The following is a 24160-nucleotide window of genomic DNA, read 5'->3' on the forward strand; positions in this document are numbered from 1 at the left end:
AAATAGCTAATTAGGTTTATGAAAAATACCTCTTTTTTCAGAGTGCAAAGATAATTTTTTAAAATACATAATCAATAAAATTTTTATGTTTTTTTATGCAAAAATCATCAATTTGAAAACAGTATCGTATTTTGAGATTATTAATATCAATTTACGCCATAAAAAAAGCCATCGGTTAAGATGGCTTTTAAAAATTATAAATATACTATTGCAAACTTGCTGGATAACTTATCGGAAAATCTCCCGGCTTATACATTCTTAAAGTAGAACCGTACGTAGCATTAATTGCAGCCAAAAATTGATTAGCAATATACGCATTTGCTCTAGCTGTAAGATGAACTCCGTCTAATCCAAATGCACCACCTTGTACGAAAGCGGCTGTCATGTTGAAGTTGTCAAAACGAACTCCACCATTGGCCAATTGCGTCATTAATGCATTTACATCCACAAAAGCTAAACCTTTTGCATCAGCCAAGGCTTTGATGGATGCATTGAAAGCTGTAGTTGCTGCAATAACTTCTGTTGCTTCACTAGCTGTTAATGTTGTGCTATCTTGCATTGGATAAGAAACCCCAACAGTATTAAAAGGTGCAGGTGCCCCCGCTTGAACAGACCCGATAACACTTTGTGCCGTTAAAACAATATAATCTCTTGTTGCAGGAGCACTACTTGCATGTCTTGCTTGTCCATAAATACTTCCAAGATAAGTTGCAGTTGGAGCTCCTAATACTGGTGAAAGTGCGGCAGTAATTTGAGCAGATATATTTATCAAACTTTCATCTTTAATCAAAAGTTGATTCTTTTCAACTGTTAATGGATTTGCATCATCCGCTACTAGCGTAACAAATCTCGTAGGTAAACCACTTGCTACAAGTGCTTGATTGATTCCTCCAAATAACTGATTTAGTTGACCCGCACTATCAGGTGGCAAACCAGGAAGTGCATTGGTAGGTATCGTTGTAAAATAAGGTATAGACGTAACATTTGGAATGTTTGCTACCACTCCCTTAGCTCCATTTGTTGCCAATGCATTAATTAAAGATTCGTAAACCGATGCAAATAAGCCCGGATCTGTGATATCACTTGATCCATAAGAAGCTGGATTCATATTGCCTGCTTGATTCAACCCTGTTCCTCCCGAAGTAGCATAGCTCAAAACGTCATTATTACCAATCCATAATGAGAAAAATGTTGGACTTTGAGCTACTGCATCTGCAATAATTGAGGTAGTCGCACTTGATCTGAAACGCACGAAATAAGGATTTGCGGTTCCTGTCATTACTCCTGCAGCACTACCGTAACTTGGCGCTAATAAATGAAAACTTTTAGCTCCTGGAACCCCCAAGTTATTAAACGGACCTGTTAAGGTTGTAGTTATTTCATTTGTAGGAACAGCATTTGGCAAAACTGTTGGTGCTCCATTCTTAAATATTAGTCTTGGTGCTGCAATTACATTTCCTGCTAATAAAAGTCCACCAATATTGTCATTTGTAAAAGGGATGGTAAAAGCACCACCACCTGCCAAGGCAAATTGATCTGACATTAATTTTGGATATGCATTTTCTTGTCCCGCTTTGAAAAGTGCGTTGTCACTATAACCTGCTGTTAAGGAATTTCCTAACGCTACATATTTTGAAAAATCTGCTGAACCAGCTACAATAGGCACTTCTTTTACCGTGCTATCTTCATCGTCTGAGTTACATGCTACAAAGGTCAATGAAACCAACAGTAGCCATTTGAAATTTTTGATCATAATTTTGAATTTTTATAATTTGACTATAGTCTTTTTTACTTAAGGATTAATCGTTAATGAAGCAAATACTTGACGACCTATTGCACCAGCACCAATAACCTGTACATAATCATCTCCAAATAAATTCGCAGCACCCACTTTTAAGACTGATTTAATTGCTGGAATGCCATAATTAATTTGAGCATCAAATACCACATTTTCAGGAATCATTCCATCTCCGAAAGATGATTGCCATAAATATTCTGAATTGTAACGAGCATTAAAATTAAATCCAAAATTTTTGAATAACGCTGTATTTCCTAAAGAAGCTTTTAGACGGTGTTTTGGCGTATTAAATCCTGCAATGAAAGAAGGGTCTTTTGCTTGGTCAAATTCAAAATCTGAAAAGTTATAGTTTACTCCTACTTCAAATTCTTTATACACTTTCTTAGACAAACCAATACCAACTCCCATTGAATTTACAGACTCAGTAGTGTTTGTGTATACTTGGAATACTCTTCTGTCTCCATTACCTATTGCCTGAAGACCTTTTAGAACCTCTGGATTACTTAAATCACTTCCAACAATACCATAATATGGCGTTATAATTCTTGAAGTACTCATGAAATCAGTATAGATATTATAGTAAACATTCATATCTACCGCAATTCCATTTTCTAAAACTGATTTATAACCAACTTCGAATGCCTTAACTTGTTCTGGCTTCACAAGTGCAATATTTACAACCTGTAAATCTGCTGGATTCCCTGATTGGCCAAATTTTGTTACAGAAGGAACAGAATATACAGGAACATTATAAGCGTCATTTCCGGTAAATGTTCTTGTTGGCAGAACGCCAGGAATCGCTTGTCCAGCTGCACTTACGTCTAAAGTTTCAACATAACGATTTAAGTTGTCTTTTGTAGAACCAATTAAAGCAAACGGCCCTAAATCTAAACCAATGTATTGATCTTGTGTAGTTGGGTTTCTAAAACCTGTTTGGAACGAAGCTCTAAAATTATGATTTTTCAATTCGCCGGCAGAATATACAAATGAAACTCTTGGGGAAAATTGCCCGTCAAAATTCTGGGCTTTGTCATAACGGATAGATCCTGTAAATTTCAAACGTTCGTCCATAAATTTCTTTTGAACTTGTGTATAGATACCGTATTCATCATATGTAATTGGACCGTCATAATCTGTAAAGATTGTACCGCTAGAATTCATTTCATACTGACGGTATGAACCTCCTAATTGAATTTCAGCTATTTTAATTATATCTTTAAAGTTATAATTTCCATCCGCATGATAGATTTTAGAGTTGTCCAAAAATTTAGCTCCTTCTTTCAAATTGGGATTTGCAGTAACGCCGTCTAAAACTGTTTGAAATTCCGCAGTCCCTGGTTGAAAACGTGGCTGACCATTTGGTATTAATCCTAAAACATTTAATTCTGGATCAAATCCTGGAACCGAAAAAACGTTATTATCTGCAAAATTTCTTGCAAAAGCACTAGCTTGATTTGCATTAAACCCTAATCCAATTTGGGATTGCAAAAATGCCGTAGCATAATCCGTAAACCAACCTTTGTCCGATTTTGCAGCTCTGTTTAAGTTCCAACCAGCAAAACGCATGTCATATGAATTTCCGGCATCTTCACCCGTTACATAACCTCTTGCAAAAAAGTTTTTACCTTTGATTTCAATTCTAGATTGATTCATATAAAAATCTTTCAAATAGTAACGATTTGCTCCTTGGTAGATTGTATTACCAAAACCAAGTTTGTGCTGTAAGATAATTTCGAAGTCATTTGCCCAAGGTTTGAAATGCAATGAAAAATCAGCTTTTACACTTTCAACTTTATTATCTGACAAATCCTGTTCTCTATAACCTGTTCTACTTACTTGACCTACATTTGGAACAAAAGTTGTCACCTCATCACCATATAAGTTCAATCCATCATAGTTTTGATTTGTATCCCGACTTCCACCAGGAGTTATACTTCTATCTTCATTAGCAATCCACTCTGTACCTTGCATATAATTGAAATTTACTTTTCCAGCAAAATGTGGAGAAAAAGCGTGTGCCGCACGAATTCCAAAATCATAGTAGTTGTTATCTCCAGCAGCTTCTTGTGAAGTGATCCCCTGTTTATAATACGTACTTATACCTTGGCTTGTAAAAGGACTTCTACTTGTCATAAATAACACTCCATTAAAAGCATTAGCTCCGTACAATGCCGAAGAAGCACCAGGTAAAAGTTCAACACTTGCAACATCTAATTCTGATAAACCAATTAGATTTCCCAATACAAAGTTTAAAGCTGGAGAAGAATTGTCCATTCCATCAACTAATTGCATAAAACGTGTGTTTGCAACAGTAGCAAAACCACGCGTATTTATGGATTTAAAGGATAAACTACTGGTGTTGAAATGCACTTCCTTCAGGTTTTCTAAACCGTCGTAGAAACTAGGTGAAGATGTGTTTCTAATTTCCTTTAATCCCATTCTTTCGATGGTTACAGGTGATTCGATAATTCGTTCTGGTGTTCTAGAAGCAGAAACAACAATTTCGTTCAATTTGTTGTATTCTTGCATAAGGGCAAGGTTTACAACTTGATTGTTTTTTGTTATTTGTACTTTTTGCGTAGTAAAACCTACACTAGAAATTTCAATTTCATAAGGCAATTGTTTGTCCGCGACTAAAATAAATTTACCATCTGCATCTGAAATGGTTCCAATATTTTCGCCAACAACTGCTATATTCGTTCCTGGCAAGGTCATTCCGTCCTGGTCCTTAATTGTTCCCGTAACTGTTGTCTGGCCAAACGAAATTGCACAGAAAAATAGGGACAAAATAAAAAAATACACTTTCATTTGTTTTAGATTTTGTTGGTTAGTTATGACCAAATTACAAATAAATTTGACATTTCTAAATTTTAAGCGATTATTTTCAACAAAATGCAATAATGCATAAGTTTTATTTCGATATAATCGATTAAATTTATTGTGTTTTAATTAACGTTTTAGCTTAAATAGCACAGAAAGTATTATGCATACATATAAAATTTGCAATTTGTTACAGATATCATAAAAATAAAATTCAAAAATATTTATGCATAAAAAAAGCGGAAAATCAATTCCGCTTCTTCAATTATATACTAAAACAAGGTTATTCGACTGTTACTGATTTTGCCAAATTTCTAGGTTGATCAACATTACAACCTCGCATTACCGCAATATGATAAGAAAGCAATTGCAATGGAATTGTTGTAATTAATGGTGACAATGCGTCTGTTGTTTCTGGTATTTCAATCACATAATCTGCTAAATCACGAACTTGAGTATCTCCTTTAGTCACAACAGCAATGATTCTACCGCTTCGAGATTTGATTTCTTGAATATTACTAACTATTTTATCATAATGACCTTGTTTAGGTGCTATTACAATTACAGGCATTAATTCATCAATTAAAGCAATTGGACCATGCTTCATTTCTGCCGCAGGATATCCTTCAGCATGAATGTAAGAGATTTCCTTTAATTTCAAAGCGCCTTCTAAAGCTACAGGGAAATTATAACCACGACCTAGATACAAACAGTTTGTAGAATCTTTGAAAACCGCTGCAATTTCTTTCGCAACATCATTGGTATTCAAAGCTTCTTTTACTTGTTCTGGAATCAATTCCAGTTCTTGTAAGTAACGTCTGTAATCCGTGTTATTTAACGTGCCTTTTGCTTGAGCAATTCGCAAAGCAATCATTGTTAAAACTGTGATTTGCGTTGTAAAAGCTTTAGTAGAAGCCACTCCAATTTCTGGTCCAGCATGTGTATAAGCTCCAGCATGTGTTTCGCGAGAAATCGATGAACCCACAACATTGCAAACACCAAAAACAAATGCTCCTCTTTCTTTCGCTAATTTAATAGCTGCTAAAGTATCGGCAGTTTCACCAGACTGAGAAATAGCAATAACGATATCCCCTTTATTTATAATAGGATTTCTGTATCTAAATTCAGAGGCATACTCCACTTCTACAGGAATTCTTGTAAATTCTTCTATCACATATTCAGCCACTAAACCTGCATGCCAAGAAGTTCCACAAGCAACGATAAGGATACGTTCTGCATTTAAAAAACGTTCTAAATTATCCTCAATTCCTGCCATTCTAATAATTCCTTGATCTGCTAATAAGCGACCTCTATACGTGTCCTTAATTACATTTGGTTGCTCATAAATTTCTTTAAGCATAAAATGGTCATATCCTCCTTTTTCAATCTGCTCCAAATTCATTTGAAGTTCCTGAACATAAGGATCGACTAAAGAATCATCTTTAATTTTTCGAACTTTTAATTTTTTGTTTAAGCGAATTACAGCCATTTCTTCGTCTTCCAAATAAATAGCATTTGAAGTATATTCGATAAATGGTGATGCGTCAGAAGCAATAAAATATTCATTTTCGCCAACACCTATTGCCAAAGGGCTACCTAGACGTGCTACAACTATTTCATTGGGTTTCTTTACATCAAAAACACAAATAGCATAAGCCCCAATTACTTGGTTAAGTGCTACTTGTACTGCTTTTCCTAACTTTAGATTTTCGGTCTTTTGAACATCTTCAATTAAGTTAATCAATACTTCCGTATCCGTATCGGATTTAAAAGTGTATCCTCTTTTAATCAACTCTTTTTTCAACGGTTCGTAATTTTCAATAATTCCATTATGAATTATAGCCAATTCGCCCGAATTAGATAAATGTGGATGTGAATTAACATCATTTGGCACACCATGGGTAGCCCAACGCGTATGTCCCATTGCTATTGTAGCATCAGAATTACTTTCTTCAACACAACGTTCCTCCAAGTCTGAAACTTTACCTTTGGTTTTGCAAACCATCAGGTCTTTGCCATCGTAAAGCATTACTCCAGCACTATCGTAACCACGATACTCTAATCTTTTTAAACCTTTAATCACTATAGGAAAGGCTTTTCTGTATCCGATGTAACCAACAATTCCACACATAATTTACTTAATTTGGTTTGGTATAATATATTTCTAATTTTAATCTTTTTGCATAATTGGCTGATCCTGGAGCAATATTATTCCCAAAAAGTATGGTTCCTAAAGGGTTGAATAATGAAGCTGCCGGAACGCGGTCAATTGTAAATTCGGGTGATTGGGGGAAAGCACCAGGAATGATTTTCGGTTCTTTTAATTTAAAATTTTCTGATAATACTATCGCTTCTGTAACACTTAATCCGAGACGGACGTTAGTAGAGTCTTTTCGAATTAAATTCCGAATGTGATTTGTTATTCTTATTCTATATTTTACTCCTCGACTATCTGTAGTTTGGATAATTCCGTCGTGGATAATTTTATTTTTGTTAGGTTCTACGGAAGAACTAGTTCCATCCGAAATCCAATCAACTAATGGCGTTCTATTTTTCAAATCATAAAGATATAGTCGCTGTGGCTCAGGAACATTACTCATTGCATCTTTATCAATGTAAAATGTTAAATTAGCTTCATTAATCAACCATCCATTATTTCTAATAATATTTAATTCATCAGCAACTCCATCTGGAATTCCCGTCATACCATCGCTACCAAAATTATCAGGCCCAAATAAATCAATAACTGCAATAGAACCTTCTCCTCCTTTTAAAAATATTCGAGAATCTCCCACGGTACGATTTGGATTTAAAATTGCATTTGCATATAAATTGCTGTTTTGAGTTTCTAACAAACTAACGTAACTCCCTGTCATGTTTAACACAAAAGTTTTTGCTTCCAATTTTGGCAATCCTCCGTAAGAATCATCTGGAGAATCAGTATAAGTAACCGGAACTCCATCTATAACGGAAGCATATTGCTGATAATGCAAAGTTATGTTTCCTCTACTAAAATCCAATTGCATTAACAGATCTGAAGCTACTTCATCGACTTGAAAATATATTCCTCTAAAATACTCCTTAAAAACACTATTATTAAGTAATTTACCTGCAGGAGCATTCATGATTTTTTCTTGAAAAAATGCTTTGTCAAGTTTAAGTTGCATTCTCGGGGATAATTGCCGTTCTAACTCAGATGGAACAATAGTTTTCAAGCCACGGTCCACTTTCAATTTAACAATGGCCTCATTGCTTGGTTTAAAGGCTGAATTTTGTTTCGTATCCGAAGAATTGTTCAACATTGAACCAATTTTATTATCGTTAAAAATACTATTTTGATCTGTGTAATAGCGCTGTGTAGTTTGGAAGTTGTCGCTAGGATTAAGTGAATTTATGACATAACCCGACTCAAATACCTTCAAATTAATTGTTCCAGAACCTTTTATAGAATCTAAAGCATAGGTTACTACTTGATCTGTACTCGTTGTTTTTGTACTAAAGTAAGGAATCGTCAAAACTACACTATCGAGTACCGGATTATACTCAGAAGAGAAAACTGGATTTACAGTACTCAATTCAAGTTGAGTAACGTAATTCGCTTTCACTTTTCCAAAAAAGGAATTCGTATAAACACCTAACGCATTTGGCGGTAAAAAACTACTCAATAAATTATTAGATTGCATAACCCCTGTGGCTTGAGAATAAGCCCGAACAGTAGAGGTCGTATCTGGTTTAAAGGCAAAATGGTCATCATCTACAATACCTGAACCCATTTCACTAAAGTCTTGATCACAGGACGAAAATAATAATGCTGACAAAAATAATGCAGTCGCAATCCCGTAAAACGATATTTTATTCATAAAAATTTTTAATTATTAACTTAAAGTACTTTTGTTTTGTAAAAGTCAGTATAAACTTCTGCAAATTTATCTTTAGGGACGAAAGGTAAAAAAGGTTTACCTGACGATTCAATAAATTTTGTTAAACTTGGCGAAATACTTTCTGAACCAATGATTATAGCATCTGAATGACTAATAGTCGTTTGCAAAAGATTTTCATAATTTGGAATCTCCAATGTTGAAATAGCCTCATGCGGAATACCGTCAAATTTTATTTTATTAATCAACTCCGGATTCAAAGTTCCTTCAAAAGAATGACCATAAACAGAAACAACAATTTTTGTGTTTTCAAATAAAGCTTCGTCTTTATAATAATGCTTCATATAAATAGGAAGCAATCCCGCCATCCATCCGTGAACATGGATAATGTCTGGAACCCAATTTAACTTCTTAACAGTTTCTACAACTCCTTTTGCAAAAAATATGGCACGTTCGTCATTATCTGGATACAAAGTACCGTCTTCGTCCGTAAAAGTAGCTTTGCGTTTGAAATATTCATCATTGTCAATAAAATAAACCTGAATTCGCTCTTTAGGAATTGAAGCTACCTTAATAATTAATGGCATATCTAAATCATTTACCACTAAATTCATCCCAGAAAGCCGAATAACCTCATGCAGTTGATGTCTTCTTTCATTAATATTACCATATCTTGGCATAAAAATTCTGATTTGCCCTCCTTGATCATTTATCATCTTTGGCACATCATAAGACATTGACGAAACTTCGTTTTCTGCTAAATAAGGCACCACTTCAGATGACACATATAAGATCCTCTTATCCTCCATATTGTTTTTTACTTTTTTAATTGGCAATAAATAACACGCAAAATTACAAAAAATAACGGAGTTATTAACTATTATATTAATTTTGCACCTCTGAAACAAAATAAATATGCTGATTTTTACAACGCAAGAGGATCTAAGAAGCCACTTAATAACCAACTTTGAAAATTCTAAAACTATCGGATTTGTCCCTACAATGGGTGCCTTACATCAAGGTCATCTGTCCTTAATTCAGAAGTCAATTTCGGAAAATGACACTACCGTTATGAGTATTTTTGTGAATCCTACCCAGTTTAACAACGCAATGGATTTAGAGAATTATCCAAGAACGCTGGATGCGGATGTTGAAAAAATAGAGAAAATCAGTCCTGATATAATTATTTTCGCACCATCAGTAGATGATATTTATCAAGGAAAAACGCTTTCTCAGCATTTCGATTTTGACGGATTAGAAAATGAAATGGAAGGCAAGCATCGTCCGGGACATTTCGATGGCGTAGGAACAATTGTCAAAAGATTGTTTGAAATCGTACAACCAACCCATGCCTATTTTGGAGAAAAAGACTTTCAGCAACTACAGATTATTAAAAAAATGGTCGAAATAACCGGACTTCCTGTAGAAGTCATTGGTCAACCAATTTTTAGAGAAGAAAACGGCTTAGCTATGAGTTCACGAAATGAAAGACTTTCTAGCAAGCAGAGAGAAGAAGCATCCTTTATTTATAAAACACTTCAAGCTGCTAAAAACCATTTTGGCATAAAAGATGCTGTAGAAGTTTCAAATTGGGTGGAAAATGAATTTAAAAACAATACTAATTTCAGGTTAGAATATTTCGAAATCGCAGACGAAACCACTTTAAAATCAGTTCAAAACAAGGAACCAAACAAGAAATATCGGGCATTTATTGCTGTTTTTATGAACGATGTTCGATTGATTGATACCATTTCATTAAATTAATTATCTTTGCCGTATGCAAATTGAAGTAGTAAAATCCAAGATTCACCGTGTTACGGTAACTGGAGCAGATTTAAATTATATAGGAAGCATCACTATTGACGAGGCTCTCATGGAAGCTTCCAATATTATTGAAGGCGAAAAAGTAGCGATTGTCAACATCAATAATGGTGAAAGACTTGAAACCTATGCCATCAAAGGAAATAGAAATTCTGGAGAAATTACCCTTAATGGTCCGGCAGCTCGTAAAGTACAAAAAGGGGACATTATTATCATTATTTCTTACGGAATTTTAGATTTCGAAGAAGCAAAATCATTCAAACCTTCTTTGGTTTTTCCAAATGAAAAAGACAATTCCTTGACTTAATTTGTGAAAAAAAGAATCAGTAATTTACTATCTATTCTTATTCCTCTTTTATTAGGGGTTGTACTGATGATTTATTCTTATAATTCTTTTACTGAAGAGCAATTGCAAGAAATGAAAGGCTATTTTTTAACAGCCGATTACAATTATGTACTCATTTCACTACTTTTAGCAACTTCAGGTTATGTATTAAGAGCATACCGTTGGAAATACACATTGACTCAAATTGGAGTTGTTCCAAATTTCAAACTTAACTTTATAGCCGTGAGTATTGGCTATTTTGTCAATCTTTCCATTCCTCGTTCAGGAGAAGTTTCTAGAGCTTTGATTTTAAAAAAATACCAAGATGTTCCTTTCGACAAGGCTTTCGGAACTATTATTGGCGAACGAATTGTTGATTTTTTTATTCTTCTTTTTTTTATTTTTCTATCCTTAATTGTAGAGTTTAATACCTTAAAAAGTTTTCTTCTAAGCTACATTCCAATTGGAAAATTAGTCTTGATTCTTGCAATTGGATTTATTGGCTTTTTGTTTTCGCTTTATCTTTATTTTTATTCCAAATCGAAATTTATACTAAGTCTAAAATCTAAAATAGAAGGACTAAAAGAGGGAGCTTTAAGCATTTGGAACATGCCTTCTAAATGGGAATTTCTTACCCTTACTTTGTTAATTTGGCTTTCCTATGTTTTGATGTTTTATATAACCACTTTTGCATTGGAAGAAACAAGTTCTATTACTTTCGGTACTGCATTAATAGCTTTTGTTATTGGAAGTTTAACGGTGGCTTTTACAAACGGTGGCTTCGGATTTTTTCCGGTTTTAATTGCTAAAATTTTATTTCTATACCACATTCCACTTGAAGCAGGAAACGCTTTTGGCTGGATTGCATGGACTTCACAATTAATTATCATTGTTTTTCTAGGGCTTTTATCCTTTTTACTTTTGCCTTTTGTCAAGAAAAACAAATAATTTATTATCTTGCTTCAAAATTGCGAAAGCAGATTACCAAACCAAACCAACATAATCAATGAAAAAATATTACTTATTACTTGTTTTAAGTCTGTTTGTATTTCCTGTTTTTGCCCAAAAGACAGATACTATTCATTCTGAGAAACTCAATGAAGACCGTATTATTTCCATTTCACTTCCCACTTCTTACGGAAAAGAAAAAAATAAAAAATATCCCTTATTACTCCTATTGGATGGTGATTACTTGTTTGAACCCTTCGCTGGAGCACTAAAATACGGTAATTATTGGGATGATTTACCTGAAGTAATTGTGGTGGGAATCAATCAAAGTCGTCCTTATGACCGAGAATTAGAAAGCGATGTTGATGTGCAAAATGGCTTGCCTATAGAAAAAGGCGCCAAATTTTTCGACTTTATTGGTATGGAATTACTACCCGCTTTAGAAAAAAAATATGCGATTGCACCATTTAAAATTATTGCAGGTCACGACGTGACAGCGGGTTTCATGAATTTATTTCTTTACAAGGATGTTCCGGTTTTTGACGCTTACATTTCGATGAGTCCAGAATTAGGTCAGGAAATGGAAACAAGAATCCCAACCCGTTTGGGCGCCATTAAAAAACCAGTTTTCTATTATCAATCGACCGCTGATGGAGATTTGAAAAAAATGCAAGAACGCATTAAAACTTTAGATGTTAATTTAAAAGCTACCACCAATTCAAATTTGTATTATCAGTTTGATGATTTTAAAAATGCTTCTCATTATTCGCTCGTTTTATTTTCAATCCCGAATGCATTATACCATATTTTCGGAGCCTATCAACCTATTTCAAGTACTGAATTTCAGGAAAAGATTGTGACTTTACCTAGCGATTACGTAGGCTATTTGACTAAAAAATACGATATTATAGAAAAATCATACGGAATAAAAATGCCCATTCGGATTAATGATTTCACGGCAATTGAGGCGGCAATTTTGAAAAATAATGCATTTGCAGAGTTTGAACAATTGGCTTCTTTGGCTAAGAAAAGTTATCCTCGATCGATGTTGAGTCAGTACCACATGGGGATGTTCTATGAAAAAACAGGCGAAACAAGAAAGGCATCTAAGGCTTACATGAATGCTTATAACATGGATTCTATTGGCAGTTTAACCAAAGACTTTATGCTTGAAAAAGCCGACCAAATGAAGTAGTTCTCCAAATTATGTCAAAAATAAAAACAGCCTTTTTCTGTCAAAATTGCGGAACGTCTTACGCCAAATGGCAAGGCCAATGCAACGCTTGCAAAGAATGGAATACCATTGTTGAAGAAGTAATCCAGAAAGAAGAGAAAAAAAGTTGGAATCCAACCCAAACTGAATCCAAACGAACTACAAAACCGCTGAAAATTCACGAAATTGACAGCACTGAGGAGATTCGGATGGATACCCGTGATGGCGAATTAAATCGTGTTTTAGGCGGCGGAATAGTTCCCGGCTCCTTAATTCTTTTGGGTGGTGAACCTGGAATTGGCAAAAGCACTTTGCTGTTGCAAATTTCCCTCAAATTACCTTACAGAACTTTATATGTTTCAGGCGAAGAAAGCCAGAAGCAAATAAAAATGCGTGCCGAAAGAATAAATCCATTAAGCGATAATTGCTACATTCTAACGGAGACGAAAACGCAAAATATCTTCAAGCAAATTGAAGCAATTGAACCGGAAATTGTCATTATTGACTCGATTCAAACTTTGCATACCGACTATATTGAATCTTCTCCAGGAAGTATTTCTCAAATTCGGGAAACCACTGCTGAACTGATAAAATTTGCCAAAGAAACCAATATTCCAGTGATTTTAATTGGTCATATTACGAAAGACGGTACGATTGCTGGACCAAAAATTTTGGAACACATGGTCGATACCGTTTTGCAATTTGAAGGCGATAGAAATCACATTTACCGAATTCTACGTTCGCTAAAAAACCGTTTTGGCTCAACCGCTGAATTAGGAATCTACGAAATGTTAGGTTCGGGTTTAAGAGAAGTTTCCAATCCATCAGAAATATTAATTTCACATAAAGAAGAACAACTTTCAGGAACTGCAATTGCGTCAACACTCGAAGGGATGCGACCGCTGATGATTGAAATTCAAGCATTAGTGAGTACCGCAGTTTATGGAACACCACAACGAAGTACGACAGGTTATAATGCTAAAAGACTCAATATGATTCTTGCTGTTTTGGAAAAAAGAGCGGGTTTCAGGCTTGGTGCCAAAGATGTTTTCTTAAACGTAACTGGTGGAATTTCCGTTGACGACCCAGCTATTGATTTAGCGGTTGTTGCTGCAATTCTTTCTTCTAATGAAGACATTCCTGTCGATAAAGATTTCTGTTTTGCAGGAGAAGTTGGGCTTTCCGGCGAAATTCGTCCTGTAAATCGAGTAGACCAACGGATTCAAGAAGCTGAAAAATTAGGCTTTTCAGCTATATTTGTGTCGAAATACAATAAAATTTCACTTAAAAAAACGGTTATCAAAGTTCGGCTCGTTTCGAAAATTGAAGACGTCGTTGAAGAACTTTTTGGTTAATTTCATAAAAACATGAACAAACGTAAAAAAATAATTTTCCGTATTATAATAGGGGTTCTTATCGTATTTCTGTTAGGAATCGTATTGTTTTTTAGTTTTCGAAACCAACTACTAAAAGAAGCAATTGCAAAAGTAACCGACAAAATGGAACGCGATTATGATGCAAAACTATCAATCAAATCCGCTGAATTTGACGGTTTAACTGGAGTTAAAATCACCGATATTACATTAGTTCCTAAAAATGCCGACACACTATTTGCTATTCATAAACTGAGTACTTCCGTTCGTTTTGCACCTCTATTTGTTGGTAATTTGCAACTTGGAACATTATTCATTGAAAATGGCCTAGTACAATTATCCAAAAAAGGCGACCGAAAAAACTTCAGTGCTTTTCTGAAAAAAGAGAAGAACCCAACAGCTTCTGGAGAAAAGCAAAAACGTGATTATGCTGATTTGGCTTACAAATTAATCTCGAAAGGCTTGAATCTAGTGCCAACCGATATGGAAATCAAAAACCTGACGTTCAAATTAGATGATAATGGCAAAAAAGCTAGAATTAATTTACAAAAACTTAGACTGGCGGATAAACAGTTAGAAACATCGATTGAGGTGCAAACCAATACCTTTCAACAGAAATGGAGAATCGCCGGTTTTGCCGACCCAAGAAACAGCAAAGCCGATATTGCCTTTACCAATCGCGATACTGGAGCCATAAAAGTACCTTATTTTGACGAACGTTTTAATCTAAAATCCAGCTTTGATTCCATTAGAATTAAAGTGGATAACATTTCCAAAAGTGGTGGGGTTTTAAATATTGACGGAACTTCTTCCATCGCCAACTTATCGGTTAATCATCCGAAAATTGCCACTAAAGATGTGCTTTTTGAAAAAGCCTCCTTCGATTATCATTTTGTTTTAGACGAAAATAATATCGGGATTGATAGTAGCTCGACAGCCGTTTTAAACAAAATAAAATTTCATTCTTATGTGAATTTGAATACAGAAACGGATACTATTTATGCTTTGAAAGTGGCCATTCCAACCATGAAAGCCCAAGATTTTATCGAATCGCTACCCAAAGGTTTGTTTACCCATTTTGAAGGTATGGAAGCGGAAGGCGAATTTGACTATCATTTGGATTTTGAATTCAATAAAAATAACCCAAATGCACTTGTGTTTGAGAGTAACATCAATAAAAAGGACTTTAAAATCACTAAATATGGTGAAGCAGATTTGAATAAAATAAACGGCCCATTTACCTATCGAGCCATTGAAAACGACCAACTGCAACGCCCTGTTTTTGTAGGAGAAAGCAATCCAAATTATACTCCGTTAAGCGAAATATCACCCTATTTACGAAAAAGTGTGCTTACGACAGAAGACCCATCGTTCTTTTCGCACCGTGGTTTTATCAACGAAGCATTCAAGCAATCCATCATCAAAAATATTAAAACCAAAAAATTCAGTCGTGGCGGAAGTACCATTTCCATGCAATTGGTCAAAAATGTTTTTCTAACACGTGAAAAAACACTTTCAAGAAAATTAGAAGAAATATTACTGGTTTACATTCTTGAAAATAACAGAATTGTCAGCAAAGAACGCATGTTAGAAGTCTATTTCAATGTCATCGAATGGGGACCAAACATTTATGGAATCGGAGAAGCTTCGCAGTTTTATTTTCAGAAACATCCTTCTCAATTAAGTCTGAACGAGTGTTTATTCTTGGCAAGCATCGTTCCGCGACCAAAAGGCTTTATGTGGAAATTTGATAACACTGGAAATCTAAGAAACCAAGGAGTTGTACAACAAAAGTACTTAACGAATTTAATGCTACGAAGAGGAGTGTTGACCTCCGAAGACACTATTTTTAAAGCATTTCCCGTACATGTTACCGGTCGGGCACGTTCTTTTTTACGAATTACAGAGAAGGATACAACCATCGTGGATTCATTGGATTTAGAAGAATTTAATTTCTAAAAGTGGAAAGTTGTAAAAAAAACCAACTTCCTTCCCAACCTTTTTGCTCTTTTGATACTCTTTATACTAAAGAGCAATTTGCACTAAACAAAAAATACTATGAAAAAGTTCCTCCTCCTATTATTATTTCCGGCCGTTATTTATGCTCAAAAACCAGTATTTACGACTGCGAAAGTGAAAAACGTAACAGTTTATTTTAATTCTGCTGAAATTTCACAAACTACAACCGCTACTTTACCCAAAGGAACAAGCGAAATTGTGATTAAAAATGTAGCCGATTACCTCAACGAAAATACGGTTCAAATTGGAGCTCCATCTAATGTGACTGTGCTTTCGGTTCAGTTTACCAATAATTACATTTCTGAATATGAGATAGACGAGAATTCTCCTGCTATAAAAAAAGTGCGTGACAGTATTTCTTTGGTCGAAAAAGAAATGAAAAGAGTCAACAACGCAAAAGTTGCCGAATCAAAAACTATTGAGTTATTGGATAAAAATCAACAAGTTTCTGGTGTTAATGCTGGTTTAAGCGTTTTAGAATTGACTAAAATGGTGGATTATTATAAGACCACACGCAATCAAATTAGTAATAACGTCGATACTTTAGACGAGAAAATCAAAAAGTTAAACGAGGTTTTGAGTGATTTGAGAAATAAGTTAGTAATTAATACCCAGAAAGAAGAGAAGACGTCAAAAGGAAAATTAGTGATTCAAGTGATGAACGAAACGGCTGGAAAGGTAGATTTCGACATTAATTATTTGACTAATAACGCCAATTGGCAACCGTTTTATGATTTAAGAGCGAACAACATCTCGGCACCCATTGAGATGATGTACAAAGCACAAGTGGTTCAAAACACAGGAATTGACTGGAAACAAGTGAAGCTTACCTTATCAAGTGGGAATCCAAATCAAAACAATCAGGCTCCGCTTTTGAATGCTTGGTTTTTGAGATACGGGTATCAACAAAATTATGATTATTCAAAAGACGACTCGAAAAGCAATACTTTCAATGACGTTGAAGTTGTTGGCTATTCTGCAAAACGAGTAGATAAATCTTCTATTTCAAAAAACACTACCATTCAAGAAAACCAGCTCAATATCTCCTTTGACATTGAGATTCCGTACGACATTTTATCAAACGGAAAAGCACATAGTGTTGCTTTAAAAGAAATCAATCTTCCTGCTACTTATAAGTATTATGCTGCTCCACGAGTTGAAAAAGAAGCATTTCTTTTGGCCGAAATCAGCGATTATTCGAAGTACAATTTATTGCAAGGCGAAGCGAATATTATTTTTGAAGGAATGTATGTTGGCAAGACATTTATCAATCCGAATCAAACTTCAGATACCTTGAATTTGAGCATGGGAAGAGATAAAAAAATCTCCATTAAACGCGAAAAAGTAGTGGACAAATCAGGAACGAAGTTCTTATCGTCTAAAAAAGAACAGACGTTTACGTATGATATTACCATTAGAAACAACAAGAAAGAAATGGTTGAATTACTTCTCAAAGACCAATACCCACTGAGTCCTGACAAGGAAATTGAAATTGAACTTAAAGAAAGTGATGGAGCCAAAATCAATACGGAAACGGGCATTCTAACATGGAATTTAAAACTGAAACCCAACGAAACTAAAGTCATTCGTATCAGTTATAAAGTCAAATATCCGAAAGACAAGACCATCGATAATTTATAAAAGACTCAAAACCTCATCCTCAACGATGGGGTTTTTCTTTGCTGTAAAACATTTATCAAGACGTTAAGGTGAAGGATTTGGATACAATTCCTGCACTTGGTTTATTTCATCAATTACTTTTTGCGTTAAAACAACTTGACTTGTTTGAATGTTTTTTTTCAATTGTTCTAAACTTGTCGCACCTATAATGGTACTCGTCACAAAAAACTGTTGACGTATGAAAGCCAGAGCCATTTGTGTCAATGTCAATCCATTGTCGTTTGCAATTTGATGGTACAAAACCGTTGCTTTCGTTGCATTTTCGGAATTGTAGCGTGAAAATCTGGGGAATAAATTAATTCGAGCATTTGGATGACTTTCTCCTGAAAGAAATTTTCCTGTCAGAATACCAAAAGCCAAAGGTGAATAGGCCAAAAGTCCCACGTTTTCATGGTGGCACACTTCCGACAAACTCGTTTCAAATGTTCTATTAAGTAACGAATAAGGGTTTTGGATGGTTGCAATTCGCGGGAGGTTGTGTCTTTTACTTTCTTCCAAAAAACGCATCACACCCCAAGGAGTTTCATTAGACAAGCCTATATGTTTGATTTTTCCCTCTTGAATCAACTGCTGCAGTTCCACTAAAACCGTGTTGATGTTATCCTCCCAAGCGTCTTCTTGAACAGAATAATTTCTTTGCCCAAAATAGTTTGTTTTACGTTCCGGCCAATGCAATTGATACAAATCGATGTAGTCGGTTTGAAGCCGTAGCAAACTTTTCTCAACCGAATGTCTTAAAGTTTGAGCATTGTACCGTAAATCTTCGCGAATAAATTCTAAACCACGATTAGGTCCTGCAATTTTTGTAGCCAAAATAATTTGGTCTCTTTTTCCTGATTTTTTCAACCACGAACCAATAATCTTTTCGGTACTTCCCGAAGTTTCTTTCATGGAAGGAACCGAATACATTTCGGCGGTATCAATAAAATTAATTCCAGAATCTAGTGCCAAATCCAATTGGTCATGACCTTCAGATTCGCTGTTTTGTTGCCCAAAAGTCATTGTTCCCAAAGCGATTTCGCTCACTCGGGTTTCTGTACGCGGTAAAAAGTTGTAATTCATTGCAGTTTTTTCGTAGAAAAGCAAATATAGCGTTTATGCTGCTTTCTCTAAAGCGATAAAGTGTGTTAATTGCCCTTTTTTATCGAAAATTGGAAAACTTCGGATGTGACAATCATACTGTTCTCCATTTTTTTTGTAATTGACTAATGTCGCCTCAAAAGGTTTTTGCGTTGCAATTGCTAGATTAATTTGAGCACGCTTTTCGACAGAAGTATTTTTGCCTTGAAACATTTTGGGAGAATTACCAACCACTTCCAGAGGTTGATATCCACTCATTGCAGCAATTCCTTGCGATGCAAATTCGATTTTTAAATCGGCATTTGTCACAATAATAGCATCGTTATCTTTCAACTCCTTAAGCAAGTCCAAGTTTAAATTCCATTTGTAGAGTGAAGACATCTGCTCCAAATGTGAAAAATCAGCGTGAACACCTTTCAAATTACGAAAGAAAACACTGTAAATATCCCAAGAAAGTAAAGGCATAATTGCATTTCGTTCTTTTGAATTTGCCAAAGCGACACTTTTGTCATACACGTTTAAATCAAACATAACCACTAATTTTTAACAAAAATAAATTTTAATTTTCGGTAAAATGCAAAATAATTCAAGTTTAACTACTGTTGAAGTTGTACGGAAAGTTTCAAAAATCGAATTTCAATTGAACTACGACTGCTTTTTTAACTTCTGTATTCAAGCCAGTCACAGAAATCCCAAGCAAACGAACGGATTCTCGCATACGTTCTTGATAGAGTAATTCTTTCGCAGTTTCCAGAAGTAACGCTTTATTTGCAATAAAATAAGGCAAGGTTTTACTTCGTGTTTGTTGGCTAAAATCGCTGTATTTTATTTTTAATGTGACGGTTTTTCCCGCCAATTTATTTCTCAACAATCTCTTTTCTAATTGTTCAGCAATTAATTGAAGTTTTTCTTCCATAAAAATTTCTGAAGATAAGTTTTCCTCAAAAGTATGTTCAGCAGCAACTGATTTTGTAATTCGTTCTGATTTCACCTCACTGTTATGAACACCACGAACCACATTGTAGTAAAAACCGCCTGACTTTCCGAAATGTTTTTCTAAAAACACCAACTCTTTACTTCTTAAATCCAATCCCGTAAAAATACCCAATTGGTACATTTTTTCGGTCGTAACTTTTCCAACGCCATAAAATTTACGAATAGGTAATTCCTCCAAAAAAGCTAAAACTTCGTCCGGATTTACTGTTTTTTGACCATTGGGTTTGTTAATATCAGAAGCGATTTTGGCTACAAATTTATTGACAGAAATTCCTGCAGAAGCCGTTAATCCAACTTCTTTAAAGATGCGTTCCCGAATTTCTTTCGCAATCAAACTTGCACTGGGATTTCCTTTTTTATTTTGCGTCACGTCAAGATAAGCTTCATCAAGCGACAAAGGTTCAACCAAATCAGTATAATCATAAAAAATGGCTTGGACTTTTCGTGAAATTTCTTTGTAACGGTCAAAACGTGGACGAACAAAGATAAGTTCAGGACAATATTTCTTCGCTAAAACACCACTTATCGCACTTCTTACTCCAAATTTCCGAGCTTCATAACTTGCTGCAGCAACAACGCCACGTATTTCGCTACCTCCCACTGCAACTGGTTTTCCTAATAGTGCAGGATTATCCATTTGTTCTACAGAAGCATAAAATGCATCCATATCTACATGAATTATTTTGCGATTTTTGTTTATAGTGATTACTTCGGTCAACTTATTTTTCGTCTGGTTTTAAGTACTTCTCTTCTACTTCGGTTTTGAGTTTTCGTTCGGTTGGGAAGAAAAAACTCATGGGTTTATGCTTGAAGTGACTCCAGATTGCCGAAGTTACAAATCGCAATTCAAAAATAGAAATCGCACGGGAACGAAAAGCCAATCCTAATGATAGTCCGAAACTAACCGAAAAGTTGATGAACCCAATTACTCCAACTCCAAAGATTCCCCAGAAAAGCATCATATTAGTCACATGAAATTCAGACCCGTAGATTGCTAAAGCTAAATTTCCACTGGCGAAACTGATATGTCGAATGTCTAAGTTGAGTCCTAAAAATAAACCTACCGAAGCTGTACTTCCCATAAAAACACCAAACCAGAAATTAGAAATAAAACCCGCCCAACGTTTTTCATACCAACTTGCGAATCGTAATGTGCGTTTTTTGCCAAATGTTTTCTTGAGTAAAGGATGTTCTTGAATTCTATAATATACCTGATTGTGTTTGTCGCGGTTAGAAACTACACCATTAATAATTCCGCTTAAAAAAAGAAACAATCCTGCAATTGCAGCGTGAAAAATCGCTAAGGAATGAACAGGACTGATATCGGTTAAAATATGTTCCCACTTAGCGGTTGCAATATTATAACCAAAAATTTGCTCGATAGACCAAATTAAAAATAGAGAAATAGGGAATGCCATAGCCACATTGCCCACAAAAGCAATAAATTGAGACCGAAATACTCGGGCAAATAGAATTGCAAATGCTCCGTACTTTTGACTACTATGTCCCTCCTTACTATGTCCTTCCTCCAAAGCTCGAGCTAATGCCGCAGCCGTTAAAGCAGGTTGTTTTGTAGCTAAAGCAAAACCAAGAAGAAATATCGTAATAAATCCAATGGAGTAATTCATACTGTACAAAAATGCCTGCCCAAAATAACTGGTATCCACTTTTGAAAGTAATAATTTTACAATACAAAGAATTCCTACAATCAATCCACCACCGAGTGAATTTCGCAACATTCTGAAGTATTCACGATGATTTTCGGTAATGTAATGACCTCCGGTTTTTGCAGTATGTTGCGTGATTTCATAGGATAAAAGTTGTGTGCTTTCAGAGATAAATTTTCGAACGTTATTTTTATAACAATTATACTCAATCAATTGAACACTCATTTTTACGGCATTTTCTTCGATATCCGTTCCAGAATCAACAATCATTAAAGGAAAAAGCACTTTTAATCGCACCAATTGCTGACGGATTCGAAGTAAGTTTTGATTTACACGAAGTGAAATTCCGTATTTTGAACTATTTTTAAAGGCTTTATCTACAAACTCCTCACATTGCTTATGAAAAACTAGTAATTGCCTATATGATAAGTCTTCGGAAGTTAAAAAATGAGGGACATCTAATTTGATTCGTTCTTCAATCATTAATAATTCCTTTTCAAAGGCAGTAAACGGACTTTCAATACCGTCGTATTCGGGAACCATTTTCAAAACGTCGGTTTCCATGGCTCGACCACCAATTCTTTGGGTAATCAATGTCATCGCATTCATCAGTTCTGATAAAGCGGTAAATGGCTCCACATTTTCGTAAATGGAACCAAATTCTAGCATTTGATGTAATTTTTGCAATTGCTCAAACGGGATTTTCTTTACCCAAACAATATCGCTAGACAAGTAAAAAACTTGATTAAGAACAAATTCTAAAGTATCTCTTTGGGGTTGATTGGGTAAAACTTTAGCATACAACCGACGGCGAACTTCAAAAAGGAAATCAACATCTTGCAAAATTCCGGCATCTGTTATTGTTCGATTAAATTTCTTTTGATGTAGAATTTGCTTTAAATAAACCGCCAATTCTTTTCTGAAATTAGGATTGTGGTCGAGGAAGGTTAAAAACTCCGTCAAGTCAATTTTATCAGCTCGATGTGGATGTTCCGGTCTGAAAAACTGAACTAAATCAATCAATAATTCTAAGTCGTCTTCGTTAAACATCCAACCTTCTTTATCGTTGAAATGTTGCAACATAAACGTGGCAAGACTTCGCTTGACCTTGGTTTTTTTCGTTTTAGAATACAATCGAATTCCCATGTTTTTCTTTAGATAATTTCGGAATAAAAGTACAAAGAGAATTGATTAAATAATTAACTTGCTGAAAATTTATTTTTTAAGAAAATGCAAGAAATTGAACGCAAATTTTTAGTCAAAAACAATACCTTTAAAACTTTGGCGAAAGCCGAAAAAAAAATAGCACAAGGTTACTTAAACACCAATCCTGAGCGAACAGTTCGCGTTCGAATTGCCAACGAAAAAGCTTTTATCACCGTCAAAGGAAAAGGAAACGAAAGTGGAACAACACGTTTTGAGTGGGAAAAAGAAATTCCGTTTGAAGAGGCAAAATTACTTTTAGAACTCTGTGAAAAAGGCGTCATTGAAAAAAACCGATTTGAAATTCCTGTTGGAAATCATTTGTATGAAGTAGATGAGTTTTACGGCGAAAATGAAGGCTTAATTATTGCTGAAATTGAACTTAATGACGAAAATGAAACTTTTGAGAAACCCGATTGGCTTGGCGAAGAAGTTACCAATAATGAAAGATTTTATAATGCCTATTTGAGCAAAAATCCGTTTTCAGAATGGAAATCGGACGAGTAACTAATTCGTATTGAAATCAATTTCTACTTTGTTTGACACAAAAACGCCTTTTATGAAATTGGGTTCTTTCATGATTTTATCATATAGTTCAGCATCCAATTTATCCTTAAACTCTTCTTTTAAAGCGACTAACGTAATTTCGAAGTAATGCTTGGCGTTTTCGTCTAAATAAAATTCGTGTGGTTCACTATAATAATAGCGATTCTTGTTCCAATAAAAACTTGCTGTACATTCCAGTTGTTGATGTGGTGCTAACACTTGATAATGCATTTTACGCTTTTCTTGAAAAGCAAAATACTTTTTGCCCTCAAACTGTAACAAACCTTCAAATCCTTCTGCTGTATATAGGTTTTGAATCGAGTCCATCGGGGTTTCGTACTGCTGGCTTAAAAAAGTCATGTACTTTTTTTCAAAATCTTCCTCACTTTCATTTCCGTCCTCTACTACGAATGAAAATCGGCTGATACTTACTCCTTTTGTTGTAAGAATGGACCCAACGCTTACAAAGGAATCCTCTTCATAAATCTTGTAGTACGCGATTGCAGCATTATGACTTTCATCACTTCTTGATACAGCATTGGACTTAAAAAACAACTTCAAAGTATCAGCGGTATTATTTATAACACGGTAGGTCAGCTTAAATTCCCGCTGTTGTGATTCGGTCTCTTCTGCTATCAAGGCATCTACGGTAACGGTTATGGGTTGTGCAAAAGCAGCAAAGTTATAAAGGACGAATAGAACGGTTAGTAAACGCATATAATAATTTTGAAAATCGAAAGTACAAATTATCTCGGTTCCTTTTATACACAAGTGCATATTAATGCAGCATTAA

The 24160-nt window shown here is 34.9% G+C and carries 18 protein-coding genes; 8 read left to right on the forward strand and 10 right to left on the reverse strand.

The annotated features are described in order from the left end of the window. Window positions 1-205: 205 nt before the first annotated feature. The 5 genes from ACQ5J2_RS01955 to ACQ5J2_RS01975 all read right to left on the reverse strand — a co-directional run bounded on the left by ACQ5J2_RS01955 (window position 206) and on the right by ACQ5J2_RS01975 (window position 9305). Window positions 206-1753, reverse strand: coding sequence for a G-D-S-L family lipolytic protein (locus ACQ5J2_RS01955; protein WP_432672010.1), 1548 nt, complete (start codon window positions 1751-1753; stop codon window positions 206-208). Between the two features lie 39 nt (window positions 1754-1792). Beyond that, window positions 1793-4606, reverse strand: coding sequence for a carboxypeptidase-like regulatory domain-containing protein (locus ACQ5J2_RS01960; protein WP_432672011.1), 2814 nt, complete (start codon window positions 4604-4606; stop codon window positions 1793-1795). 295 nt (window positions 4607-4901) lie between these two features. Further along, window positions 4902-6749 carry a glutamine--fructose-6-phosphate transaminase (isomerizing) gene (glmS, locus tag ACQ5J2_RS01965; protein WP_432672012.1) on the reverse strand — a complete coding sequence of 616 codons (1848 nt, stop codon included), beginning with the start codon at window positions 6747-6749 and terminating at the stop codon, window positions 4902-4904. Window positions 6750-6756: 7 nt separating this feature from the next. Further along, window positions 6757-8478 carry a DUF4270 domain-containing protein gene (locus tag ACQ5J2_RS01970; RefSeq protein ID WP_432672013.1) on the reverse strand — a complete coding sequence of 574 codons (1722 nt, stop codon included), beginning with the start codon at window positions 8476-8478 and terminating at the stop codon, window positions 6757-6759. A 20-nt stretch (window positions 8479-8498) separates the two neighbouring features. Continuing rightward, entirely contained in the window at window positions 8499-9305 is an 807-nt protein-coding gene (locus ACQ5J2_RS01975; protein WP_432672014.1) for a glycogen/starch synthase, read from the reverse strand. A gap of 106 nt (window positions 9306-9411) precedes the next feature. Here ACQ5J2_RS01975 and panC point away from each other — a divergent pair, with 106 nt between their 5' ends. The 7 genes from panC (at window position 9412) to ACQ5J2_RS02010 (ending at window position 17836) form a co-directional block, all read left to right on the forward strand. After that, the gene (gene panC, locus ACQ5J2_RS01980) at window positions 9412-10260 is read left to right on the forward strand and encodes a pantoate--beta-alanine ligase (RefSeq protein ID WP_432672015.1); all 849 of its coding nucleotides are present in this window, start codon (window positions 9412-9414) and stop codon (window positions 10258-10260) included. Window positions 10261-10273: 13 nt separating this feature from the next. Continuing rightward, the gene (gene panD / locus ACQ5J2_RS01985) at window positions 10274-10624 is read left to right on the forward strand and encodes an aspartate 1-decarboxylase (RefSeq protein ID WP_432672016.1); all 351 of its coding nucleotides are present in this window, start codon (window positions 10274-10276) and stop codon (window positions 10622-10624) included. Between the two features lie 3 nt (window positions 10625-10627). After that, window positions 10628-11590, forward strand: a complete 963-nt coding sequence (locus ACQ5J2_RS01990; RefSeq protein ID WP_432672017.1) for a lysylphosphatidylglycerol synthase transmembrane domain-containing protein — start codon at window positions 10628-10630, stop codon at window positions 11588-11590. A 58-nt stretch (window positions 11591-11648) separates the two neighbouring features. Beyond that, complete coding sequence (locus tag ACQ5J2_RS01995; RefSeq protein WP_432672018.1) at window positions 11649-12785, forward strand: alpha/beta hydrolase; 1137 nt, start codon at window positions 11649-11651, stop codon at window positions 12783-12785. Between the two features lie 11 nt (window positions 12786-12796). After that, a complete protein-coding gene (gene radA / locus ACQ5J2_RS02000) occupies window positions 12797-14158 on the forward strand; it encodes a DNA repair protein RadA (protein ID WP_432672019.1) in 1362 nt (453 codons plus the stop codon). Window positions 14159-14170: 12 nt separating this feature from the next. Beyond that, a complete protein-coding gene (locus ACQ5J2_RS02005; protein WP_432672020.1) occupies window positions 14171-16135 on the forward strand; it encodes a transglycosylase domain-containing protein in 1965 nt (654 codons plus the stop codon). 99 nt (window positions 16136-16234) lie between these two features. Then, on the forward strand, window positions 16235-17836 hold the full coding sequence (locus tag ACQ5J2_RS02010) for a DUF4139 domain-containing protein (RefSeq protein WP_432672021.1): 1602 nt from the start codon (window positions 16235-16237) through the stop codon (window positions 17834-17836). A gap of 63 nt (window positions 17837-17899) precedes the next feature. Here the strand turns inward: ACQ5J2_RS02010 and ACQ5J2_RS02015 are convergent, their stop codons facing one another. The 4 genes from ACQ5J2_RS02015 to ACQ5J2_RS02030 form a co-directional block, all read right to left on the reverse strand. Further along, on the reverse strand, window positions 17900-18937 hold the full coding sequence (locus ACQ5J2_RS02015; protein WP_432672022.1) for an NADP(H)-dependent aldo-keto reductase: 1038 nt from the start codon (window positions 18935-18937) through the stop codon (window positions 17900-17902). 33 nt (window positions 18938-18970) lie between these two features. Then, on the reverse strand, window positions 18971-19486 hold the full coding sequence (locus ACQ5J2_RS02020; protein WP_432672023.1) for a PAS domain-containing protein: 516 nt from the start codon (window positions 19484-19486) through the stop codon (window positions 18971-18973). A gap of 91 nt (window positions 19487-19577) precedes the next feature. Further along, window positions 19578-20657 (reverse strand): DNA polymerase IV, encoded by a 1080-nt coding sequence (gene dinB / locus ACQ5J2_RS02025; RefSeq protein ID WP_432673340.1) that lies wholly within the window; start codon window positions 20655-20657, stop codon window positions 19578-19580. Window positions 20658-20670: 13 nt separating this feature from the next. Continuing rightward, the gene (locus ACQ5J2_RS02030; RefSeq protein ID WP_432672024.1) at window positions 20671-22764 is read right to left on the reverse strand and encodes a recombinase; all 2094 of its coding nucleotides are present in this window, start codon (window positions 22762-22764) and stop codon (window positions 20671-20673) included. An 84-nt stretch (window positions 22765-22848) separates the two neighbouring features. On the opposite strand from ACQ5J2_RS02030, the gene ACQ5J2_RS02035 reads away from it, so the two are divergent. Next, window positions 22849-23328: a CYTH domain-containing protein gene (locus tag ACQ5J2_RS02035; protein WP_432672025.1), complete on the forward strand. Its 480-nt coding sequence runs from the start codon at window positions 22849-22851 to the stop codon at window positions 23326-23328. Here ACQ5J2_RS02035 and ACQ5J2_RS02040 read toward each other — a convergent pair whose 3' ends face one another. Then, window positions 23329-24084 (reverse strand): hypothetical protein, encoded by a 756-nt coding sequence (locus ACQ5J2_RS02040; RefSeq protein ID WP_432672026.1) that lies wholly within the window; start codon window positions 24082-24084, stop codon window positions 23329-23331. Window positions 24085-24160: the final 76 nt, after the last annotated feature.

This window comes from Flavobacterium sp. SM2513, from assembly GCF_050908145.1.
Taxonomy (GTDB): Bacteria; Bacteroidota; Bacteroidia; order Flavobacteriales; family Flavobacteriaceae; genus Flavobacterium.

Coding starts and splice junctions, on each gene's coding strand:
- panD (WP_432672016.1), top strand. CDS start 10,274: ATGCAAATTGAAGTAGTAAAATCCAAGATTCACCGTGTTACGGTAACT.
- ACQ5J2_RS01955 (WP_432672010.1), bottom strand. CDS start 1,753: ATGATCAAAAATTTCAAATGGCTACTGTTGGTTTCATTGACCTTTGTA.
- ACQ5J2_RS02030 (WP_432672024.1), bottom strand. CDS start 22,764: ATGGGAATTCGATTGTATTCTAAAACGAAAAAAACCAAGGTCAAGCGA.
- glmS (WP_432672012.1), bottom strand. CDS start 6,749: ATGTGTGGAATTGTTGGTTACATCGGATACAGAAAAGCCTTTCCTATA.
- ACQ5J2_RS02035 (WP_432672025.1), top strand. CDS start 22,849: ATGCAAGAAATTGAACGCAAATTTTTAGTCAAAAACAATACCTTTAAA.
- ACQ5J2_RS02020 (WP_432672023.1), bottom strand. CDS start 19,486: ATGTTTGATTTAAACGTGTATGACAAAAGTGTCGCTTTGGCAAATTCA.
- ACQ5J2_RS02015 (WP_432672022.1), bottom strand. CDS start 18,937: ATGAATTACAACTTTTTACCGCGTACAGAAACCCGAGTGAGCGAAATC.
- radA (WP_432672019.1), top strand. CDS start 12,797: ATGTCAAAAATAAAAACAGCCTTTTTCTGTCAAAATTGCGGAACGTCT.
- ACQ5J2_RS02010 (WP_432672021.1), top strand. CDS start 16,235: ATGAAAAAGTTCCTCCTCCTATTATTATTTCCGGCCGTTATTTATGCT.
- ACQ5J2_RS01995 (WP_432672018.1), top strand. CDS start 11,649: ATGAAAAAATATTACTTATTACTTGTTTTAAGTCTGTTTGTATTTCCT.
- ACQ5J2_RS01975 (WP_432672014.1), bottom strand. CDS start 9,305: ATGGAGGATAAGAGGATCTTATATGTGTCATCTGAAGTGGTGCCTTAT.
- ACQ5J2_RS02040 (WP_432672026.1), bottom strand. CDS start 24,084: ATGCGTTTACTAACCGTTCTATTCGTCCTTTATAACTTTGCTGCTTTT.
- ACQ5J2_RS01970 (WP_432672013.1), bottom strand. CDS start 8,478: ATGAATAAAATATCGTTTTACGGGATTGCGACTGCATTATTTTTGTCA.
- ACQ5J2_RS02005 (WP_432672020.1), top strand. CDS start 14,171: ATGAACAAACGTAAAAAAATAATTTTCCGTATTATAATAGGGGTTCTT.
- panC (WP_432672015.1), top strand. CDS start 9,412: ATGCTGATTTTTACAACGCAAGAGGATCTAAGAAGCCACTTAATAACC.
- ACQ5J2_RS01960 (WP_432672011.1), bottom strand. CDS start 4,606: ATGAAAGTGTATTTTTTTATTTTGTCCCTATTTTTCTGTGCAATTTCG.